Origin of the sequence: Glycomyces luteolus (assembly GCF_027622875.1) — a bacterium.
Taxonomy (GTDB): Bacteria; Actinomycetota; Actinomycetes; order Mycobacteriales; family Micromonosporaceae; genus Glycomyces; species Glycomyces luteolus.
This window is the reverse complement of the sequence record NZ_JAPZVP010000008.1, coordinates 158454-178150: the sequence shown is the minus strand read 5'-3', so window position 1 is coordinate 178150 and position 19697 is coordinate 158454. Positions and strand designations below refer to the sequence as shown.

Here is a 19697-nt window from a genome sequence, read left to right as displayed (position 1 = left end):
CCCCCGCCCCCCCGCCCCCCCCCCGGCGCCCGCCCCCCCCCCCCCCCCCGGGGGGGGGGGGGGCGGGGGGGCCCCCCCCCCCGCTTCGCGCTGGTGGCTCCTCGTGAACCTGCGGCGCGAGGCCGCCGTACTGCTAGGCGCGCTTGTCGCCCTTCATCCTGCCGATGGCGTCTTGTGCCATCTCCTTCGCCTTGTCGGCGTATTCGTCCATCTTATCGCCTACCGGCGACTCTTTGGCCTTGTTGTACAGTTCCTCCGCCTTGTCCTTGACGCCGTCCGCGTTGTCAGACATCTTGTTCTTGGCGTTGTTGAACCTGTCCTGCATGCCCACGATGAAACCCCTCCCTGCGTGAGTCGGCTTCACTATATGAGCGGCCGTACCGGCTCGGGGCCGGTTTCCCCGTACATCCCCGGTCGAATCCCGAACGCTACCGGAGGATGACGCGCGAAGGGCCGGTTGCGCCGTACGGTCGCGCCATGAACGACTTGCGATCCAACGAGCGGGCCCGCACCGCGATCGTCATCGGCGGCGGCGTGGCGGGCCCCGTGGCCGCCCTGGCCCTTCAGAAGGCCGGTATCCAGGCCCATGTCTTCGAGGCCTACCGGCCCGGCACCGGCTCCAGGGGCGGGCCGCTGACGCTCGCCTCCAACGGCCTGAACGCGCTGCGGGTGGTCGGCGCGGACCAGGTCCCGGCCGGGGCGGGCATCGCGACCCCCCGGATGATGATCCACTCCGGTTCCGGAAAGGTCCTCGGCACCGTCGAGTCGGCGACCGAACTGCCGGTGAACATGACCCTCCCGCGCGGCCGCCTGGCCGAGCTGCTCCAGGAGCACGCGGCGGCGGCCGGGATCCCGATCGTGTACGGCAAGCGCTTCGTGGACGCCGTCGACACCGGACACAGTGTCATCGCCCAGTTCGACGACCACACCACCCACGAGGCGGACCTGCTGATCGGCTGCGACGGCATCCGCTCCACCGTGCGAGGCCTCATCGACCCGGCCGCGCCGAATCCGCGCTACACGGGCCTCGTCGGCCTCGGCGGCTTCAGCGACGACGCGCTCGGGGTCGGCGACACCGGCGGGGTCTTCCACATGGTCTTCGGCCGCGAAGCCTTCTTCGGACACGTCTCGGACGGCCGGCGCACCGGCTGGTTCGCGAACCTCCCGTTCAAGCGCTTCACCCGCGAGCAGATGCGGGCCACCACGTACGAGCAGTGGATCGCGTTGATGCGCAAGCTGTTCGCGAACGACGAGAGCGCGGCGCTCCGCATCCTCGACCACGTGACGCCCGAGTCGTTCATCCCGCCGTCGCCGCTCGAGGACCTGCCGCACGTGCCCGTCTGGTCAAAAGGCCGCATCGCCCTCATCGGCGACGCCGCGCACGCCACCTCGCCCTCCTCGGGCCAGGGCGCGAGCCTCGCGGCCGAATCGGCGGTCGAACTCGCCCGATGCCTGCGCGATCTCCCCGTGCCGCAGGCGTTCAAAGCCTACGAGCAGGCCCGCCGCGACCGCGTCGAGCGCATCATCGCCGTCGCGGCGCGCACCAACCAGTCAAAGGCCGCAGGCCCCATCGCCGCCCGCTTCAGGGACGCGCTCATGCCGTTCTTCATGGAGCGCTTCACGACCCCTGAGAAAATGTCCTGGCAGTACGCCCACACGATCGACTGGGACGAGCCCGCGGCCAGCCGGGTCTAGCGTCCGACCGCCTGCTCCAGGAGTTCGAGGAAGACCCGCTCTCCGTCGGAGATCGCGACCTTCTTGCTGAAGAAGCCGCCTTCTCTGGTCTTGACGGATTCGGCGATCACGGTGGCGATCCGGAGGATCCAGGCGGCGTACGCGTCGGCGTCGGCGGCGTCGGCGCGTTCCCGCAGGAAGGCCGTGGCGGCTTCGGCCTGCTTGAGCGCGTGGGCCATCGCCGTGTCGTCGAAGGGCAGTTCGCGGTCGTCCTCGGCGGCGTCGGTGCCGCGTTCGCGCAGGCGGGTGGCGACGGCCTTCACGAAGGCGTTCTCGTGCCGCTGGGCGGCCCGGAACTCCTTGGCTCCGGCGGTCACCTCCTTGAGGAACACGAGCGCGTTCTTCTGGCCGTCGGCGACGATCGCGCCCTTCATGACCACGCCGGGGGTGTCGAGGATCAGGTCGAGGTCGTCACCGGTGAAGGCGGAGAGCTCCGTCATGTCAACGCTTTCCGTTGGGCGGGTAAGTGCTCGTCCAAACCTACCCGCGGCCGGCGAACGCCCGCTAGGAGCGTTCGGCGCCGGTGAGGCGGTACGCGTCGTACACGCCGTCGACCTTGCGGATCACCTTGATGATGTGGTCGAGGTGCTCCGGGTTGGCCATCTCGAACGTGAAGCGGGACAAGGCGACCCGGTCGCGGGTCGTGGTCACGGTGGCCGAGAGGATCGAGACCCGCTCGCCCGAGAGGACCTGCGTGACGTCGGCGAGCAGCCGGTGCCGGTCGAGGGCCTCGACCTGCACTGTGGCGACGAACGTCGCCTGGTCGTCCTCATGGGACCAGTGCACCTCGAGCACCCGGTCGGGCTGGAGCTCGATGCGCTCCTCGGCGTTCTCGCAGTCCCTGCGGTGCACCGAGATCACGTGGTAGCGCGTGGCGAAGCCGATGATCGCGTCGCCCGGGATCGGGTTGCAGCAGTGGGCGAGGCGCACCGGCATCTCGCCCTCCTCCATGCCCGCCACGGTGACGGCGGCGTGGATGTCGCCGTGCGCCTCGGGCACGATCCGGGCCGGCTGCGTGGGCGCGGTGGCCTCGGCCATGTCCTCGGCGGCGCCCTCGGCCCCGCCCTGGACGTCCAGGAGCCGCTGCACGACCTGCGTGGGGGAGACGTGGTGCTCGCCCAGGGCCGCGTACAGCGCCTCGACGTCCTTGAGGTTGAGGTCCTTCGCGAGGGACGTCAGGTTGTCGTGGGTGAGCATGCGCTGCAGCGGGAGCCGCCGCTTGCGCATGGCCCTCGTGAGCTCGTCCTTGCCGACCTCGATGGCCTCTTCGCGGCGCTCGCGCTTGAAGTGCTGCTTGATCTTGGTGCGGGCGCGCGGGCTCTTGACGAAGCCCAGCCAGTCCTCGCTCGGGGAGGCGTCCTGGGAGTTCGAGGTGAAGACCTCGACCACGTCGCCGTTCGACAGCGTCGACTCCAGCGGCACGATCTTGCCGTTGACCTGCGCGCCGATGCAGCGGTTGCCGACCTCGGTGTGCACGGCGTAGGCGAAGTCCACGGGGGTCGAGCCCGCAGGGAGGGCGACCACGTCGCCCTTCGGCGTGAACACGTAGGCCTCGGAGGAGGCCAGGTCGAACCGGAGCGCGTCGAGGAACTCCGACGGGTCGGCGGCCTCGCGCTGCCAGTCGAGCAGCTGGCGCAGCCACGCCATGTCGTCGATGTGCGCCGGGGGACCGGCCACAGTGGAGTTCTTGGTCTCCTTGTACTTCCAGTGCGCGGCGATGCCGTACTCGGCGGTGCGGTGCATCGCCCACGTGCGGATCTGGATCTCGACCGGCTTGCCGTTCGGACCGATCACCGTGGTGTGCAGCGACTGGTACATGTTGAACTTCGGCATCGCGATGTAGTCCTTGAAGCGCCCCGGCACCGGCTGCCAGTTCGCGTGGATCACACCGAGGGCCGCGTAGCAGTCCCGTTCGGTCTCGACATGGATGCGCAGGCCCACCAGGTCGTAGATGTCGTTGAAGTCGCGCCCGCGCACGATCATCTTCTGGTAGATCGAGTACAGGTGCTTCGGCCGACCCGAGACCTCGGCCTTGATGCGCGAGTTCTTCAGGTGGTCCTTGACCTGGGTGATGACCTGCTGCAGCAGCATCTCCCGCTGCGGGGAGTGCTCCGAGACCAGGCGCGCGATCTCCGAGTACCGCTTCTTGTACAGCGTCGCGAAGGAGAGGTCCTCCAGCTCCCACTTGATGGTGTTCATGCCCAGGCGGTGGGCGAGCGGGGCGAGGATCTCGAGGGTCTCGCGGGCCTTCTGCTCCTGCTTCTCGGGCGGCAGGAACGTCAGGGTCCGCATGTTGTGGAGGCGGTCGGCGAGCTTGATGACGAGCACCCGCGGGTCCTTGGCCATCGCCACGACCATCTTGCGGATCGTCTCGGCCTTCGCGGCGTCGCCGAGCTTCACCTTGTCGAGCTTGGTGACGCCGTCGACGAGCAGGGCGACCTCGCCGCCGAACTCCTCGGAGAGCTCCTCGAGCCGGTAGTCGGTGTCCTCGACCGTGTCGTGCAGGAGCGCGGCCACGAGCGTGTTCGTGTCCATGCCCAGCTCGGCCAGGATCGAGGCGACCGCGAGCGGGTGCGTGATGTACGGGTCGCCGGACTTGCGGAACTGCCCGTTGTGCAGCTCCTCCGCCCGCGTGTACGCCTGCTGGAGCAGCCGCACGTCGGCGCGCGGGTGCGCGGCCCGGTGGGCGGCCACCAGCGGCTCGAGGACCTCGGGGAGCTGCGAGGACTGCCAGGGCGCATTGAAGCGCGCCAGGCGCGCCCGCATCCGCCGGCCGGTCGGGGGCCCGATGGGTCCGCCCGAGGTCGGCGCGGCGTCAGGCGACTTGCCGGACGCGGCTCGCTCGGTCACCACGCACGCCTCCTCGGTGTCAGCACGGCTGGGCAGCTTCACAAATGTTCAACAAAGCCTCAGCACCCATCCTAACCGCGCGGGGCGGTGTGATCGGCCACCGATGCCCGGAGACGTGACGGTCCGGCGTGCTACATGCCGCCCGCGGGGGCCACCTGCATCGCCCCGGCCGCGGCGACCTGCTCGACGATGTCGAGTCCGGCGGTCACCTGGCCCAGGATCGTGTAATCGGCCGGGAGCTGGGTGTCCTTGTACACGATGAAGAACTGGCTGCCCGTGGTGCCCGGACCGGCGTTCGCCATCGCGATGGTCCCGGCCGGGTAGTTGCCCGCGGCCTCGACCGGCAGGTTCTCCTCGCCGTACGAGTAGCCCGGAGAGCCCGCACCCGCCATCTCGGGGGTGCCGGCCTCGATCGCGGCGCGCGCGTCGGGGTCGCCGCACTGGAGGACCCAGATGCCCTCGATGACCAGGCGGTGGCACTGCTGGGCGTCGAAGTAGCCCTCCTGCGCGAGGTGCGTGAAGGAGCCGGCGGTGCACGGGGCGCCCGCGGTGTCGATGTCCGCGGTGATCGTGCCCAGGTTGGTCACGATCGTCATCTCCTGCGTGCCCGCGGCGGGCTCGGTGGCCGCCGGGGTCGGGGAGGTGCCGTCGGCCGAGGTGTACATGCAGTCCTCGGTGGCGGAGGCGTCGGGCGTGCTCATCTGGACGCATTCGAGGTAGACGTCCTGGGCGGGCTGGCCGTCCGTGACGCCCTCGGTGGCGGTGCCCAAAGCGCCCTCGCCGCTCGGCTCGATGCCGTCGCAGCGGGTCGAGGCGGCCTTGGCGTCCTCGACGAGCGCGGCGAGGTCGGCGTCGAGCGCTCCGGCGTCGTCACCGCCGGACTTCGAGACGTTCACGCTGATGACGATCGCGGCGGCCACCAGAACGACGGCACCGCCGACGGCGCCGATGATCCAGCCGTTCTTGCGCTTGTGCTGCTCCTGCTGGGCCTTGGCGGCCATCCGCTCCTGCAGCTGCTGCCGGGCGGCCTGGCGCTGGGCTTGTTTCGACGCCACCGTCGATCTCCTTCGTCGCGCGTTCAGAGGGTACTTACTCGGTCGTTTCGGAGGGGGACTCGGAAGGGGCTTCGGAGGGCTCCGTGCTGGCGGTGGGGTCGACCGTGGCACTCGGGTCGACGGGGGCGGTCTCGGTGACCTCGGAGGTGGGGGTCTCCTCGGCGGGGGGCGCCTCGTCCTCGAAGAACCCCGACTGCCACAGGTAGGCGAGGGTCAGCACCGCGGCGATCGCGAGGAGTCCGCCCAGCGCCTGAAGCTGCCGGCGGCGGCGCAGCTTGCCCGCGAGGCGCGCGTTCTTCTTCGCGGTCGCGATGCGCTGCTTGCGCTGCTCCATGTGCTTGGACTTGGCGGGCACCTGGCCTCCTACGTATGACCGGTCTCGGCGATGCCAGCGAACCGTAAGTGCGACATCGCCCGTTTCAGGGGTTACGAGTTCCGCAGTTTAGCCGGGACAAGTCAGACGCGTCACCGCAGGATGCCCGGTGTATCCTGACCCGGCGAAGGGAGGGGGAGCGGTTGCTCATCGAGACGCTGGTGGCGGATGCGTTCGGCACGAACTGCTATGTGCTGTCGGCAGGTCCCGGCTCCGAGTGCGTGGTCGTCGACCCCGGCATCGGCATCGCGCCCCGCCTGGAGGACCTCCTGGCCGACAAGGGCCTCAAGCCCGTCGCCGTGGTCCTCACCCACGGCCACCTCGACCACATCTTCTCCGTGACCCCGGTGTGCGGCGCGAGCGACATCCCCGCGTACATCCACACCGATGACCGGCACCTCCTCGAAGACCCCGCCCGGGGCTTCAGCGCCAACATGATGTCCCTCGTGGGCACCGGCCTCGAATGGACCGAACCCGACGATGTGCATGCGCTCGCCGACGGCGGGACCCTCGACCTGGCCGGGATGCGCTTCACCGTCGACCACGCGCCCGGCCACACCGCCGGCTCGGCCATGTTCCACACCGCCGACGACGACGGCCTGTACACGCTCACCGGCGACGTCCTCTTCCGCGGCGCGATCGGCCGCACCGACCTGCCCGGCGGCAGCGACGCGGCCATGCAGGACACCTTGCGCGACAAGGTCCTCCCGCTCGACGACGCGACGATCGTCCTCCCCGGGCACGGCCCCGGCACCACCATCGCGGCCGAACGCGCCCGCAACCCGTACCTCAAGCGCGCGGCGCAGCGCGCCCATTAGCCGCGCCCCGCCGCGCAGCACGCCTTTCATCGAACAACGCTAGGAGATACCGCCATGTCACGACCCCAGCCGCTCTCGGGGTTCCCCGAACTGCTGCCCCGGCAGCGGATCGTCGAGCAGCAGGTCGTCGACCATCTCCGCCGCGCCTTCGAACTCCACGGCTTCGCGAACCTGCAGACCCGCGCCGTCGAGCCGATGGACCAGCTGCTGCGCAAGGGCGAGACCTCCAAAGAGGTCTACGTGCTGCGCCGCCTCCAGGCCGACGTCGAGGGCAGCGACTCGGGGCTGGGCCTCCACTTCGACCTCACGGTGCCCTTCGCGCGCTATGTGCTCGAGAACGCCGGGAAGCTCAACTTCCCGTTCCGCCGGTACCAGATCCAGCCGTGCTGGCGCGGCGAGCGCCCGCAGGAGGGCCGCTACCGCGAGTTCATGCAGGCCGACATCGACATCGTGGACCTCGGGGAGCTCCCGGCCCACTACGAGGTCGAGGTCGCGCTGGTCATCGCCGACGCGCTGAAGGACCTGCCGCTGCCGAAGATGACCATGCACGTCAACAACCGCAAGCTCTCCCAGGGCTTCTACCAGGGCCTCGGCATCCGCGACACCGACGAGGCGCTGCGGATCATCGACAAGCTCGACAAGATCGGCCCTGACGCGGTGACGAAACTCCTGGTCGAAGAGGTCGACGCGACCGTGGAGCAGGCCGAAGCCTGCCTCAAGCTCGCCGCGATCACCGCCGCCGACACGTCGTTCGTGGACGAGGTCCACGCGCTCGGCGTCACGAACCCGCTGCTGGAAGAGGGCCTGACCGAGCTCGCGGCCGTCGTGGACGCCGCGGCGAAGGTCGCCCCCGGCTTCGTCGTCGCGGACATGAAGATCGCCCGCGGCCTCGACTACTACACCGGCACGGTCTACGAGACCGTCATGGAGGGCTACGAGAGTCTCGGCTCGGTCTGCTCGGGCGGGCGCTACGACAAGCTCGCCTCCGACGGCAAGAACACCTATCCCGGTGTGGGCCTTTCGATCGGCGTCTCTCGCATTCTCGTGCCACTGCTGAACTCCGGTGCGCTCAACGCGACTCGCGAAGTGCCCACCTGCGTGCTCGTCGCGCTCGCCAACGAGGACGAGCGGACCACTGCCAACGTCCTCGCCCAGCGACTCCGCAAGCGCGGCATCCCGACCCAGGTCTCACCCTCGGCCGCGAAGTTCGGCAAGCAGATCAAGTTCGCCGACAAGCGCGGCATCCCGTTCGTGCTCTTCGCGAACGAGGAGGGCACCCAGATCAAGGACATCCGCTCCGGCGACCAGACCACCATCGACATCGACGCCTGGAACCCCCCGGCCGAAGACCTCCACCCGACCATCGTCACCGCCGAATAACGCCAGAAGCGGGCGCCCGAAGGGCGCCCGCTGACTTTCGGTTCTCAGCCGATGATGTCGGCGACGGACGGTGCGGTGACGGATTTCTTCGCCTCGGGCTTCGCGTTCGACGAGGAGCTTGCTTTTGGACGGGTACCTTTCGTGCGGCATGAAGGCCTCACTCGAAGATGTCAGCTACGGACGGCGCCATGATCGCCCTCTTCACCCACGCTTGGAGCTGGGCCGGGTCTTCGCACGACTCGATTCGGCGGCGCTGGTTCTCGCTGATGAAGAGCGCACGCACCTCGATGATGTTGAGGAGCGTCTCAGCGACCCCCTCCGCCTTCCCTTCAGCTCTGCCTTCGGCCTTGAGCTCGGCGACGAACTTGCTCTGGTACGGGTACGTCTCTTGCTTCATGAGAGCCTCCAGGATCGTGCGGGGGTGCTCGCTGAGCTGCCCCAACATGTATTCAGGGTATAGTCTGGCCTTTTCGTCCGAGAGCGGTGCGAGCTCTGCGGACGCGGCGGTGAGCAGTCGCTCGATGTCATCGGCGCGTTCGTGGATGAGAGTTCCGAGCACCATTTGCTCGGCACGTTCGCCGGTTTCCGTGTTCTCGAAGACCGAGGATCTCGCCCGCGAGTTCGACAGCGAACCCGGGCTTGCTTCTGCAGAGCTTCAATGGAGTGTCGTGGACATTTGTGGTCACTCGATCGAGGCTACGAATCATTCCTACGGGGACGAAATGCGTAACCTTTGTCATCTTCTCGTTAGAGATGGACTTCACCTCCACCGCATTGACGCGGTGGAGGTGACGCCGTTGGGCCCTATGCGAGGGCTTTGATCGCCGTGCCGTTGGCGGGCTCGGTTGCGGCGAGGTGCTTGCGGCGCACCGGGAGGCCGACCGTGGGGTGGGCGGTGCCCCAGGCCGCGCCCTTGCAGATGAACTCCTTGTAGAGGGCGGCGGTGCGTCCGCGCAGTGTGGCGTTCTTGGCCTGGTCGTCGGTGGTCACGAACTGGATCAGGCCCTCCTTGCGGCCGAGGGAGATGCACTGCTGGGCGTACGCGAGCGGCACCTTGCCGCGCTTGCCGCCGGTGAGGCGCGCGGCGATCGCGTCGGCGGCGATCCAGGCCATCGGGATGCCCGAGGCGCACGACATGCGCAGGGGCTTGCCGGTGTCGCCCATCGCGAAGCCCGCGTCGCCGACGGCGTACACGTCGGGGTGCGAGACCGAGCGCATGTCGCCGTCGACGACGATCTGGCCGCGGTCGGTGACCTCCATGGTGGTCGCGGCGGCGATCGGGTGGACCGCGAAGCCGGTGGTCCACACGGCCACGGTCGCTGGAATGGTCCCGGTCTCGGTCTCGACCGCGCCGGCGCGGACCGCCGTCACTGCCGCGTGCTCGTGGACGGTGATGCCGAGCTTCGCGGCGACCTTGCGCAGGTGGTCGCGGCCCTTGGGCGAGAGCCAGTCGCCGAAGCCGCTGCGGACGGCGATCGACACGTCCAGGTCGGGCCGGGCCTCGGCGATCTCGGTGACCGCCTCGACGCCGGTGAGGCCGCCGCCGACGACCACGACGGGCAGCCCGGCGTCCATGCGGGCCAAGCGCTCCCGGAGCTTCAGGGCGCCGGGGCGGCTCGCGATCTCGTAGGCGTGCTCGGCGGTGCCGGGGACGCCCATGTCGTTCCAGCGGCTGCCGAGGGCGTAGACGAGCGTGTCGTAGGCGAGCTCGTCGGCGCCGTCCGCGTCGAGGACGGCCACGGTCTTGCGGTCGGCGTCCACCGCCGTCACCTTGGCCAGCCGAAGTTCGACGCCGGTGCCCTTCAGCATGTCCGCGAGCGGACGCACCTTCAGGTCTTGGCCGGTGGCCACCTGGTGCATCCGGACCCGCTCCACGAAGTCCGGCTCGGCGTTGACCAGGGTGATGCTGACGTCCTCGGGGCGCAGCTTCCGCGCGAGGCGGCCGGCGGCGCTGGCACCGGTGTAGCCGGCGCCGAGGACGATGATGCGGTGCTGCATGGTCTTGCTCCTGTCTGATTCGGGTTCGCCACTTGAACCGGGCGGCCCTCGGATTCCTGACAGGTCTTGACCATGAAGCGGATCACATGGGGTTAGAAGGCGGCGACCAGGAGCGGTTCGCCGTGATCGACCGCGGCCCACTGCGCGTTAGCGCGTGCGAGCTTGTCGGGGTTGACCTGGTTGCGGAAGGCGATGATGCCGTCCTCGCCGACCTCCAGGCACATGACGCCGATGACGCGGCCGTCGAGGACGGCGACCGCCGCGGGCTCGCCATTGGCGGTCCAGGCGTAGACCTCGGGCGAGCCGCCGACGATGGCGCGCTTGGCCTGGGCGGGCCGGAACAGGCCCCACAGGAACTTCGCGACCGCGGTCGCGCCTTGGAACGGCTTGGTTCGGGCCGGGACCTTGCCGCCGCCGTCGCCGATCGAGACGGCGTTCTCGGTGAGCAGCTGCACCAGCGGCGCGACCGAGCCGCCGGTGGCGGCGGCCAGGAACTCCTCGACGATGCGGCGGGCGTCGGCCTCGTCGATCTCCTTGCGGGCCTTGCCGTCCGCGAGGTGCTTCTTCGCGCGGTGGTAGATCTGCTGGCTCGAGGCCTCAGTGAGGTCGAGGAACTCGGCGATCTCGCGGTGCGGGTAGTCGAAGGCCTCGCGCAGCACGTACACGCCGCGCTCGGCAGGGGTCAGCCGCTCCATGAGGGTGAGCATCGCGAAGGACACGGATTCGCGCTGCTCGGCGGTGTCGGCCGGGCCGAGCATCGGGTCGCCCGCGAACAGCGGCTCCGGCAGCCATTCGCCCACATAGGTCTCGCGTCGGGCCCGCGCGGAGGTGAGCTGGTTGAGGCACAGGTTGGTGAGCACCTTCGTCAGCCACGCCTCGGGCACCTCGATGCGGTCGCGGTCGGTCGCCTGCCAGCGCAGGAAGACCTCCTGGACGGCGTCCTCGGCTTCGCCCGCCGAGCCGAGGAGGCGGTAGGCGATGGCCTCCAGGCGGGGCCTGGAGGCCTCGAACCGGTCGAGTTCGATCGTGGTGACGGGCATGGCCCGATCCTAGCCCGCGGAGGTGCGCGCCCGTCGGGTCCGAATGCGGCGCAGCGCCTTCCGCGGGTCTTCCTAGACTTCCTTCACGCAGTAGACCGCGGTGATCGAGTCGATCTCGGGGTCCCAGTCGCGGCCGGCCGCGATCGCGGTGTCCGTGTAGTAGTAGTTGGTGTTGCCGGTACCGGCGCAGGCGTCGGCGGCCGCGACCGAGTGGGCCGGGTCGGTCGGCTCGGGGTCGGCGGGGCTCTGCACGACCTTGAGGACTTCCCAGTAGGCGGTCTCGGCGGCGCAGTCGACGACGTAGAAGCCCGCCTGGTTGTTCTCGAGGCACTCGCCTTCGGCGGGAACGCGGTAGACCGATTCGCCCTCGGCCGTCGTCTCCTCCTCGCCGGTGGGCGCGGCCTCGCTGGTCTCCTCGGCGGCCTCGGTCGTCTCAGCGGCGGCGCTGGTCTTCTCCGGTTCGGGGTCGTCGCCGCCGCTCATGCTGATGCCGACCATGATCCCGCCGCCGATGACGGCGATGGCGATGACGACGAGGGTGATGAGGAGCGGCGTGTTCGAGTTCCCGCGGGGCGGCGGGGGCGCGGCCTGCCCGGGCTGGAAGGCGCCGCCGGGAGGCCCGGCCGGGGGCTGGTAGCCGCCGGTCTGCGCGTACGCGGGTCCAGGGGAGTAGGGCTGCCCGGGCGGGGCGCTGCTCGGGTGGCTCGGGGCGGTCTGGTAGCCGGCGCCGGGGCTGTACGGGTCAGGGCGGGAGTACGGGTCGGCGTCGGTCGTGTAGTGCTGAGGTGCGGAGGGCTGGCCGTATCCAGGCGACTGGTTGGGGTCGTAGGGGTTCGGCGGGGGATAGGTCATGGGGTTCTCCGTCGCGTGGCCGGGCTCGAGGGCGTCAAGGATGCGCTTGGGTTCCATCATATTGCTCCCGCGCGACGTCCTCCTCCCACATGTCTCCGCAAGCGTTCGAATCACCACTGTTCACAGTGCGGGTGTGCGACAAATCGGTGCCGCAGCACCGAAAAAGGGCCGCCCCCGGACGGGGACGGCCCTCAATGGTCGGTCTCGCGGCTACAGGGTGGTGTAGCAGTAGATCGCGGTGACCGGGTTGTCGCTGGTGTCGATGTCGATCGTGTCGGTGGACTTCTGGTTCAACCACGTGTACGAGTCGCCGCCGGTGCACTCGGTGGTGCGGTTGTAGACCTCGTTCTCGGTCATGACCGCGGGCGGGTCGACCAGGAGGACGTCGGTGACCTCGTAGTACGCGTCGGCCGCGCCGCAGTCGACGGTGTACCAGTCGTCGGCGTCGTTGAAGCACTGGCCGACGTCCGGGGTGCGCGGCGTCTGCCCGTTGGCGTCGGCCTTGTCGATCGCCTCCAGGCAGAAGGCGTAGTCGATGTAGTAGTCGCCCATCGTGTAGATGTAGTAGAAGTCCTTCCACAGCTGGCCGGGGGTGCGGGTGAGGATCTCCTCGCCGCACATCGTGGTGAACTCGGTGAAGTCGGCCACGTCGCCCAGGGCGTCGGTCTCGGTGTCGATCGAGTCGTCGACCGCGGTGATGGTCCAGAACGCCGTGGGGTCGTCGCAGGGGACGATCAAGCTGTCGGTCGGGTCGTCGAGCGTGGTGTCGCTGGACTCCCAGTCCTGGATCATGCAATCGCCCTCGGCGGCGCTGGGCTTGAGCTTCGAGTCGTCGAGCTCGTCGAGCGCCTCGCTGGCGCTGTCGCCGCCGAGCATCTTCACGACCACGACGATGCCGCCGATGAGGAGGACCGCGACCGCGGCGAGGACGCGCCAGAGGATGCCCTTGCCGGTCTCCTTGGCGAAGTTGCCGAAGCCGCCTCCGCCACCGCCGCCCGGGGGCATGGGGGGCGGGCCGTACGGGTTTCCCGGCTGCTGGGGCGGGTAGCCGGGCTGCTGGGGTGCGGCGCCGTAGCCGGGCTGCTGCGGGGCGCCGTAACCGGGCTGGGACGGCTGGCCGTAGGGCTGCTGCGGCGGCTGGGGCGCGTACCCGCCCTGCTGCGGCGGGAAGCCCGGCTGCTGCGGCTGCTGTCCGTAGCCAGGGGGCGGGGGATAGCTCATTGGTGCATTGCTCCTTGCGAACGTACTGTGGAGGGGGAGTCCCTGCACGGGGGGGTGGGCACCGTGCGAAATATGGGTTCACTCTAACCACCGGCCGCCACCGGCTCGCGCCGACTGTCCCACCCGTACGGATGCGTTACGCGGCCATTACGAAGCGATTGCGCGATTTCCGTCGCACACGTGAGAAAAACCGCTCCACCTGCTCGGATCGTAGGACGATGGTGTCCATCAGATGAGCGATGCATTACACTCGTCTGACACTTTGCATTCTCTCGGGCCGACGTCGTCCCGTATGAAACACCGTAGTGCTCCGCGCCCCCACCTGCTGCTGGAGCCCTCGACGACGAAGGAGGCCACGGTTGCGTTCTGCCCTGAACTCAGAGCCCGGTCTTTACCGCCCCGCTTGGGAACACGACGCCTGCGGTGTCGCGTTCGTCGCGGACATGCAAGGCAGGGCGGCCCATAGCGTCATCGAGCACGGACTCTCCGCGCTCGTGCGCATGGAGCACCGCGGCGCCACCGCCCCCGATCCCGACTCGGGCGACGGCGCGGGCATCATGCTGCAGATCCCCGACGCCTACTACCGCGACACGGTCGAATTCAGCCTGCCCGACGCCGGGCACTACGCCGCCGGCCTCGTCTTCACCCCCGAAGACGACGACGCGACCGCGCGCGCCCGCGCGATCGTCGAGAAGTACGCCGTCGCCGAGGGCTGCACCGTCCTCGGCTGGCGCGACGTCCCCACCGACGCCTCCGGCCTCGGCGCCGCCGCGCTGGCCTCCAAGCCCCGCGTCTCCCAGGTCTTCCTCGCCGCCGAAGGCGGCCTCGCCGCCGGGCTCGACCTCGACCGGCTCGCCTACGCCGTGCGCAAGCAGGCCGAGCGCGAACTGCGCGAGCGCCACCTCGACGGCTCCGCGATCGTGGGCCTCTCGGCCCGCACCATCGTGTACAAGGGCATGCTCACGCCCGCGCAGGTGCCGCAGTTCTACCCCGAGCTGGCCGACCCGCGCTTCAAGAGCGCCATCGCCCTCGTCCACTCGCGGTTCTCGACCAACACCTTCCCGTCGTGGCCGCTCGCCCACCCGTTCCGGATGGTCGCGCACAACGGCGAGATCAACACCATCCGCGGCAACCGCAACTGGATGACCGCCCGCCAGGCCGAGCTCGCCACCGAGGCGCTGCCCGGCCGCCTGCGCCGCCTCTTCCCGATCAACACCCCGGGCGGATCGGACTCCCTGAACTTCGACGAGGTCGTCGAGCTCCTGCACCTGGGCGGGCGCAGCCTGCCCCACGCGATGCTCATGATGATGCCGGAGGCCTGGGAGCACAACGCGACCATGGACCCCAAGCGCCGCGACTTCTACCGCTACCACGCCTCGATCATGGAGCCCTGGGACGGCCCCGCCGCGGTCTGCTTCACCGACGGCGTCCAGATCGGCGCGGTCCTCGACCGCAACGGCCTGCGCCCCGCCCGCTGGTGGCGCACCACCGACGACCTCGTCGTGCTCGCCTCCGAGTCCGGCGTGGTCGACATCGAGCCCTCCAAGGTCGCCCAGAAGGGCCGCCTCGAGCCGGGCCGCATGTTCCTCGTCGACACCGAGGCCGGCCGCATCCTCGACGACGAAGAGGTGAAGGACGCCCTCGCCAAGGAGCACCCCTACGGGGACTGGCTCCACGCCGGGCTCATCCGCCTCGAAGAGCTCCCCGAGCGCGAGCACATCGCGTACGACCCCGAGTCCGTGCGCCGCCGCCAGTTCACCTTCGGCTACACCGACGAGGAGCTGCGACTCATCCTGGCGCCCATGGCGTCCAAGGGCGAGGAGCCGCTCGTCTCCATGGGCTCCGACACGCCCATCGCCGGCCTCTCCAAGCGGCCCAAACTCCTGTTCGACTACTTCACGCAGCTGTTCGCGCAGGTCACCAACCCGCCGCTCGACGCCATCCGCGAGAAGCTCGTCACCGCGCTCGGCACCACCGTCGGCCCCGAGGGCAACCTGCTCGAACCCGGCCCGCACTCGTGTCGCCAGATCGAGCTCGCCCGCCCGATCCTCACCGACGAAGAGCTCGCGAAGATCCTCCACATCGACGAGGACGGCGACATGCCCGGCTTCAAAGCCGTGCGCGTCTCCGGCGTCTACAAGGCCCGCCACGGCTCGAGGGGCCTCAAGGACCGCCTGGTCGAGATCTGCCGCCACGTCTCCGAGGCCATCGAGGACGGCGTGCGCATCCTCGTGCTCTCCGACCGCGACTCCACCGCCGACCTCGCGCCGATCCCGTCGCTCCTGCTCACCGCCGCCGTGCACCAGCACCTCGTGCGCGAGCAGACCCGTACCAAGGTCGCGCTCCTGGTCGAGACCGGCGACTGCCGCACCGTGCACCACGCCGCGGTCCTCCTCGGCTACGGCGCCGCCGCCATCAACCCGTACCTCGCCTTCGACTCCATCGAAGAGCTCTGCGACGAGGGCGTCATCGACCTCGACCCGGCCCAGGCCGTCGAGAACTACATCAAGGGCCTGTGCACCGGCGTCCTCAAGGTGATGTCGAAGATCGGCATCTCCACGGTCGCCTCCTACACCGGCGCGCAGATCTTCGAGGCCGTCGGCCTCGACGCCGACTTCGTCGACCGGTACTTCACCGGCACCGACTCCTCGATCGGCGGCATCGGCCTGCAGACCCTCGCCAAAGAGGTCGCCGAACGCCACCGCGCCGCCTACGAGCGCAAGATCGAGACCTCGGAGCCCCTGCCCCCGGGCGGCGACTTCCAGTGGCGCCGCGAAGGCGAAGTGCACCTGTTCAACCCCGAGACGGTGTTCCTGCTCCAGCACGCCACCCGCTCGGGCCAGTACGACGTGTTCAAGCGCTACACGGAGAAAGTGAACGCCATCGCCGCCGACTCCGGTCTGCTGCGCGGCATGCTCGGCTTCGACGACACGCGCGAAGCCGTGCCGCTCGACGAGGTCGAACCCGTCGAGTCGATCGTCAAGCGCTTCCACACCGGCGCGATGTCCTACGGCGCGCTCTCCGCGGAGTCCCACGAGACCCTCGCGATCGCCATGAACCGCCTCGGCGGCCGCTCCAACTCCGGTGAAGGCGGCGAAGACGTCGACCGCCTCTACGACCCGCTGCGGCGCAGCGCCATCAAGCAGGTCGCCTCCGGCCGCTTCGGCGTCACCTCCGAATACCTCGCCACCGCCGACGCCATCCAGATCAAGATGGCCCAAGGCGCCAAGCCCGGCGAGGGCGGCCAGCTGCCCGGCTACAAGGTCCACCCGTGGATCGCCGAGACCCGCAACGCCACGCCCGGCGTCGGCCTCATCAGCCCGCCTCCGCACCACGACATCTACTCGATCGAGGACCTCGCTCAGCTCATCCACGACCTCAAGCACGCCGGAGGCGGCGACGCCGAGGTCCACGTGAAGCTCGTCTCGGAGACCGGCGTCGGCACCGTCGCCGCCGGCGTCTCCAAGGCCAAGGCCGACACGATCCTCATCTCCGGCTACGACGGCGGCACCGGCGCCTCCCCGTCGAACTCGATCAAGCACGCGGGCACCCCGTGGGAGATCGGGCTCGCCGAAGCCCAGCAGACCCTCATCCGCAACGGCCTTCGCGACCGCGTCAAGCTCGAGGTGGACGGCGCCATGAAGACCGGCCGCGACGTCGTCGTCGCCGCCCTCCTCGGCGCCGAAGGCTTCGGCTTCGCCACGGCCCCGCTCGTCGTCACCGGCTGCGTCATGATGCGCGTCTGCCACCTCGACACCTGTCCCGTCGGCGTCGCCACCCAGGACCCGCGCCTGCGCGAGCGCTACACCGGCGAACCCGAGTTCGTCGAGAACTTCTTCCGCTACATCGCCGAAGAGGTCCGCGAGCTGCTCGCCGAACTCGGCTACCGGTCCCTCGACGAGGCGATCGGCGCGGTCGAGCGCCTCAAGCAGATCTCCGGACCCGGCCGCAAGGCCGCCCGCGTGGACCTCTCGAACGTCATCGCCGCCCCGGTCGAAGGCCCGCGCACGCAGGCCACCGTCCAAGACCACGGCGTCGAGGACACCATGGGCGCCCGCATCGTCGAGCTCGCCCGCCCCGCCATCGAGCAGGGCGAGCGGGTCACCGCCGAACTCGAGATCCGCAACACCGACCGCTCCGTCGGCGCCCTCCTCGGGGCCGCGGTCTCCCGCGCCCACCGCGAAGGGCTCACCGAGGACACCGTGAACCTCACGTTCCGCGGCACCGCCGGGCAGTCCTTCGGCGCGTTCCTCACCCGTGGCGCGAGCTTCAAGCTCATCGGCGACGCCAACGACTACGTCGGCAAGGGCCTCTCGGGCGGGCGCCTCGTGCTCACCCCCGACGCCGGAGCCCCGTTCAAGGCCGAAGAGAACGTCATCGCCGGCAACACGCTCCTCTACGGAGCGACCTCCGGCGAGGTCTTCATCCGCGGCAAGGTCGGCGAGCGCTTCGCCGTCCGCAACTCGGGCGCGGTCGCCGTCGTCGAAGGCGTGGGCGACCACGGCTGCGAGTACATGACCGGCGGCACCGTCCTCGTCCTCGGCCCCACCGGCCGCAACTTCGCCGCGGGCATGTCCGGTGGCGTCGCCTACGTGTGGCGCCTCGACGAGTCCCGCACCAACACCGCGCTGGCGGACCTGGACCCGCTGTCGGCCTCCGACATCGACCTCGTCCACTCGCTGCTGCTGCGCCACGGCCGGGCCACCGGTTCCACGGTCGCGGCCGACCTGCTGGCCGAGTGGCCGCGGGCCGCGAGCGGCTTCACGAAGGTCATCCCCCGCGAGTACAAGGCCGTCCTCGCCCGTCAAGCCATTGACACGATCACGACCCGCACGCTCGTCCTGACCGAGAAGGAGGCCGCCAATGCCTGATCCGAGCGGATTCCTCGAGCACGGCCGCGCGGTGCCGAAGAAGCGCCCCGTGCCGGTGCGCATCCTCGACAACCGCGAGGTCTACACCCGCACCTCCAAGGACCTCGTCACGGCGCAGGCCTCGCGGTGCATGGACTGCGGTATCCCGTTCTGCCACAACGGCTGCCCGCTGGGGAACCGGATTCCCGAGTGGAACGACCTGGCCCGCACGGGCCGGTGGGGCGCGGCGATCGAGCAGCTGCACGCGACGAACAACTTCCCGGAGTTCACCGGGCGGCTGTGCCCGGCCCCGTGCGAGGCGGCGTGCGTGCTGGGCATCGGGGACGACCCGGTGACCATCAAGAACATCGAGGTCGAGATCATCGACCGCGCGTTCGACGACGCGAACGTCCGGCCGCAGCCGGCCGAGCTGTCCAGCGGCAAGTCCGTCGCGGTGGTCGGCTCGGGCCCGGCGGGCCTGGCGGCGGCGCAGCAGCTGGCCCGCGCGGGCCACGCGGTCACGGTCTACGAGCGCGACGACGCGCCCGGCGGCCTGCTGCGCTACGGCATCCCGGACTTCAAGCTGGAGAAGCACCAGATCGACCGCCGCATCGAGCAGATGGAGGCGGAGGGCGTCGAGTTCGCGTGCAACGTGAACGTGGGGGTGGACCTCACCGCCGAGGACCTGCGCGAACGCCATGACGCGGTGATCCTGGCCGTGGGCGCGCTCGAAGGGCGCGAGACGGAGCAGCCGGGCCGCGAGCTCGCGGGCATCCACCAGGCGATGGAGCACCTCGTGGGCGCCAACCAGGTGGTCGCGGGCAAGGCCCCGTTCGCGCCGATCGACGCCAAGGGCAAGCACGTCGTCATCATCGGCGGCGGCGACACCGGCGCGGACTGCCTGGGCGTGGCCCACCGGCAGGGCGCGGCCTCGGTGCGCCAGCTCGACCTGTACCCGACCCCGCCGGAGGCCCGCGACGCGGGCAAGGACCCGTGGCCGACCTGGCCCGTCATCGTGCGCAACTACCCGGCGCACGAGGAGGGCGGGGAGCGCAACTACGCGTCCGCGGCCGCCGAGTTCATCGGCGACGAGCACGGGCACGTGCGCCAGATGCGCTTCAGCGAGGTCCGGGTCGACAAGTCCCAGGGCCGCCGCGACATCATCCCCGTCGAGGGCACCGAGCAGATCGTTCCCGCGGACCTCGTGCTGCTGGCGATCGGCTTCGCGGGCACCGAGGACCAGCCGCTGCTGCGGCAGTTCGGGATCGAGCGCTCGCGGCGCAACGTGATCGACTGCGGCGAGGACTGGCAGACGGACGCGCCGGGCGTGTTCGTCGCGGGCGACGCCCATCGTGGAGCGTCCCTCATCGTGTGGGCGATCGCCGAAGGCCGCGCCGCGGCCGCCGCGGCGCACCGCTTCCTCGGGGGCCAGACGGCGCTTCCGGCGCCGGTCGAATCGAACGCACAGGCGCTCGTCGCGTAAGTGCAATAGGCGGAATTGAGCGCGGTAAATATTTACTCGCGCT

15 protein-coding genes are annotated in these 19697 nt (G+C 69.9%); 5 read left to right on the top strand and 10 right to left on the bottom strand.

The features are described 5' to 3' along the window. Nucleotides 1–133: 133 nt before the first annotated feature. On the bottom strand, nucleotides 134–331 hold the full coding sequence (locus O1R50_RS12285; RefSeq protein ID WP_270110339.1) for a YtxH domain-containing protein: 198 nt from the start codon (nucleotides 329–331) through the stop codon (nucleotides 134–136). A 146-nt stretch (nucleotides 332–477) separates the two neighbouring features. On the opposite strand from O1R50_RS12285, the gene O1R50_RS12280 reads away from it, so the two are divergent. Further along, nucleotides 478–1695, top strand: coding sequence for an FAD-dependent oxidoreductase (locus O1R50_RS12280; RefSeq protein ID WP_270110338.1), 1218 nt, complete (start codon nucleotides 478–480; stop codon nucleotides 1693–1695). Here O1R50_RS12280 and O1R50_RS12275 read toward each other — a convergent pair. The 4 genes from O1R50_RS12275 to O1R50_RS12260 all read right to left on the bottom strand — a co-directional run bounded on the left by O1R50_RS12275 (nucleotide 1692) and on the right by O1R50_RS12260 (nucleotide 5994). After that, the gene (locus O1R50_RS12275) at nucleotides 1692–2174 is read right to left on the bottom strand and encodes a hypothetical protein (RefSeq protein ID WP_270110337.1); all 483 of its coding nucleotides are present in this window, start codon (nucleotides 2172–2174) and stop codon (nucleotides 1692–1694) included. The two genes, O1R50_RS12280 and O1R50_RS12275, sit on opposite strands and share 4 nt — an antisense overlap. A 64-nt stretch (nucleotides 2175–2238) precedes the next feature. Continuing rightward, nucleotides 2239–4587 (bottom strand): RelA/SpoT family protein, encoded by a 2349-nt coding sequence (locus tag O1R50_RS12270; RefSeq protein ID WP_270110336.1) that lies wholly within the window; start codon nucleotides 4585–4587, stop codon nucleotides 2239–2241. A 128-nt stretch (nucleotides 4588–4715) separates the two neighbouring features. Continuing rightward, on the bottom strand, nucleotides 4716–5639 hold the full coding sequence (locus O1R50_RS12265; RefSeq protein WP_270110335.1) for a peptidylprolyl isomerase: 924 nt from the start codon (nucleotides 5637–5639) through the stop codon (nucleotides 4716–4718). Between the two features lie 34 nt (nucleotides 5640–5673). Beyond that, nucleotides 5674–5994, bottom strand: coding sequence for a hypothetical protein (locus O1R50_RS12260; protein ID WP_270110333.1), 321 nt, complete (start codon nucleotides 5992–5994; stop codon nucleotides 5674–5676). Nucleotides 5995–6155: 161 nt separating this feature from the next. Here O1R50_RS12260 and O1R50_RS12255 point away from each other — a divergent pair, with 161 nt between their 5' ends. Continuing rightward, the gene (locus O1R50_RS12255; RefSeq protein WP_270110332.1) at nucleotides 6156–6830 is read left to right on the top strand and encodes an MBL fold metallo-hydrolase; all 675 of its coding nucleotides are present in this window, start codon (nucleotides 6156–6158) and stop codon (nucleotides 6828–6830) included. 54 nt (nucleotides 6831–6884) lie between these two features. After that, nucleotides 6885–8210, top strand: a complete 1326-nt coding sequence (gene hisS, locus O1R50_RS12250; RefSeq protein ID WP_270110330.1) for a histidine--tRNA ligase — start codon at nucleotides 6885–6887, stop codon at nucleotides 8208–8210. Nucleotides 8211–8367: 157 nt separating this feature from the next. On the opposite strand, the gene O1R50_RS12245 is transcribed toward hisS, so the two are convergent. The 5 genes from O1R50_RS12245 to O1R50_RS12225 all read right to left on the bottom strand — a co-directional run bounded on the left by O1R50_RS12245 (nucleotide 8368) and on the right by O1R50_RS12225 (nucleotide 13321). Further along, on the bottom strand, nucleotides 8368–8772 hold the full coding sequence (locus O1R50_RS12245; protein ID WP_270110329.1) for a hypothetical protein: 405 nt from the start codon (nucleotides 8770–8772) through the stop codon (nucleotides 8368–8370). 242 nt (nucleotides 8773–9014) lie between these two features. After that, nucleotides 9015–10208 (bottom strand): NAD(P)/FAD-dependent oxidoreductase, encoded by a 1194-nt coding sequence (locus O1R50_RS12240; protein ID WP_270110327.1) that lies wholly within the window; start codon nucleotides 10206–10208, stop codon nucleotides 9015–9017. Nucleotides 10209–10300: 92 nt separating this feature from the next. Further along, nucleotides 10301–11248: an RNA polymerase sigma factor SigJ gene (gene sigJ, locus O1R50_RS12235; RefSeq protein WP_270110326.1), complete on the bottom strand. Its 948-nt coding sequence runs from the start codon at nucleotides 11246–11248 to the stop codon at nucleotides 10301–10303. Nucleotides 11249–11320: 72 nt separating this feature from the next. After that, the gene (locus O1R50_RS12230; protein ID WP_270110325.1) at nucleotides 11321–12100 is read right to left on the bottom strand and encodes a resistance to Congo red protein; all 780 of its coding nucleotides are present in this window, start codon (nucleotides 12098–12100) and stop codon (nucleotides 11321–11323) included. 210 nt (nucleotides 12101–12310) lie between these two features. Further along, nucleotides 12311–13321: a hypothetical protein gene (locus O1R50_RS12225; RefSeq protein ID WP_270110324.1), complete on the bottom strand. Its 1011-nt coding sequence runs from the start codon at nucleotides 13319–13321 to the stop codon at nucleotides 12311–12313. A gap of 359 nt (nucleotides 13322–13680) precedes the next feature. Here O1R50_RS12225 and gltB point away from each other — a divergent pair, with 359 nt between their 5' ends. Continuing rightward, a complete protein-coding gene (gene gltB / locus O1R50_RS12220) occupies nucleotides 13681–18192 on the top strand; it encodes a glutamate synthase large subunit (protein ID WP_270110323.1) in 4512 nt (1503 codons plus the stop codon). Next, a complete protein-coding gene (locus O1R50_RS12215; RefSeq protein ID WP_270110322.1) occupies nucleotides 18185–19654 on the top strand; it encodes a glutamate synthase subunit beta in 1470 nt (489 codons plus the stop codon). Before gltB ends, O1R50_RS12215 begins: the two co-directional genes overlap by 8 nt. Nucleotides 19655–19697: the final 43 nt, after the last annotated feature.

Excerpts from the sequence above, each read along its gene's own strand:
- O1R50_RS12280 (WP_270110338.1), top strand. The coding sequence starts at position 478 with ATGAACGACTTGCGATCCAACGAGCGGGCCCGCACCGCGATCGTCATC.
- O1R50_RS12275 (WP_270110337.1), bottom strand. The coding sequence starts at position 2,174 with ATGACGGAGCTCTCCGCCTTCACCGGTGACGACCTCGACCTGATCCTC.
- hisS (WP_270110330.1), top strand. The coding sequence starts at position 6,885 with ATGTCACGACCCCAGCCGCTCTCGGGGTTCCCCGAACTGCTGCCCCGG.
- O1R50_RS12245 (WP_270110329.1), bottom strand. The coding sequence starts at position 8,772 with ATGGTGCTCGGAACTCTCATCCACGAACGCGCCGATGACATCGAGCGA.
- O1R50_RS12240 (WP_270110327.1), bottom strand. The coding sequence starts at position 10,208 with ATGCAGCACCGCATCATCGTCCTCGGCGCCGGCTACACCGGTGCCAGC.
- sigJ (WP_270110326.1), bottom strand. The coding sequence starts at position 11,248 with ATGCCCGTCACCACGATCGAACTCGACCGGTTCGAGGCCTCCAGGCCC.
- O1R50_RS12230 (WP_270110325.1), bottom strand. The coding sequence starts at position 12,100 with ATGACCTATCCCCCGCCGAACCCCTACGACCCCAACCAGTCGCCTGGA.
- O1R50_RS12225 (WP_270110324.1), bottom strand. The coding sequence starts at position 13,321 with ATGAGCTATCCCCCGCCCCCTGGCTACGGACAGCAGCCGCAGCAGCCG.
- O1R50_RS12215 (WP_270110322.1), top strand. The coding sequence starts at position 18,185 with ATGCCTGATCCGAGCGGATTCCTCGAGCACGGCCGCGCGGTGCCGAAG.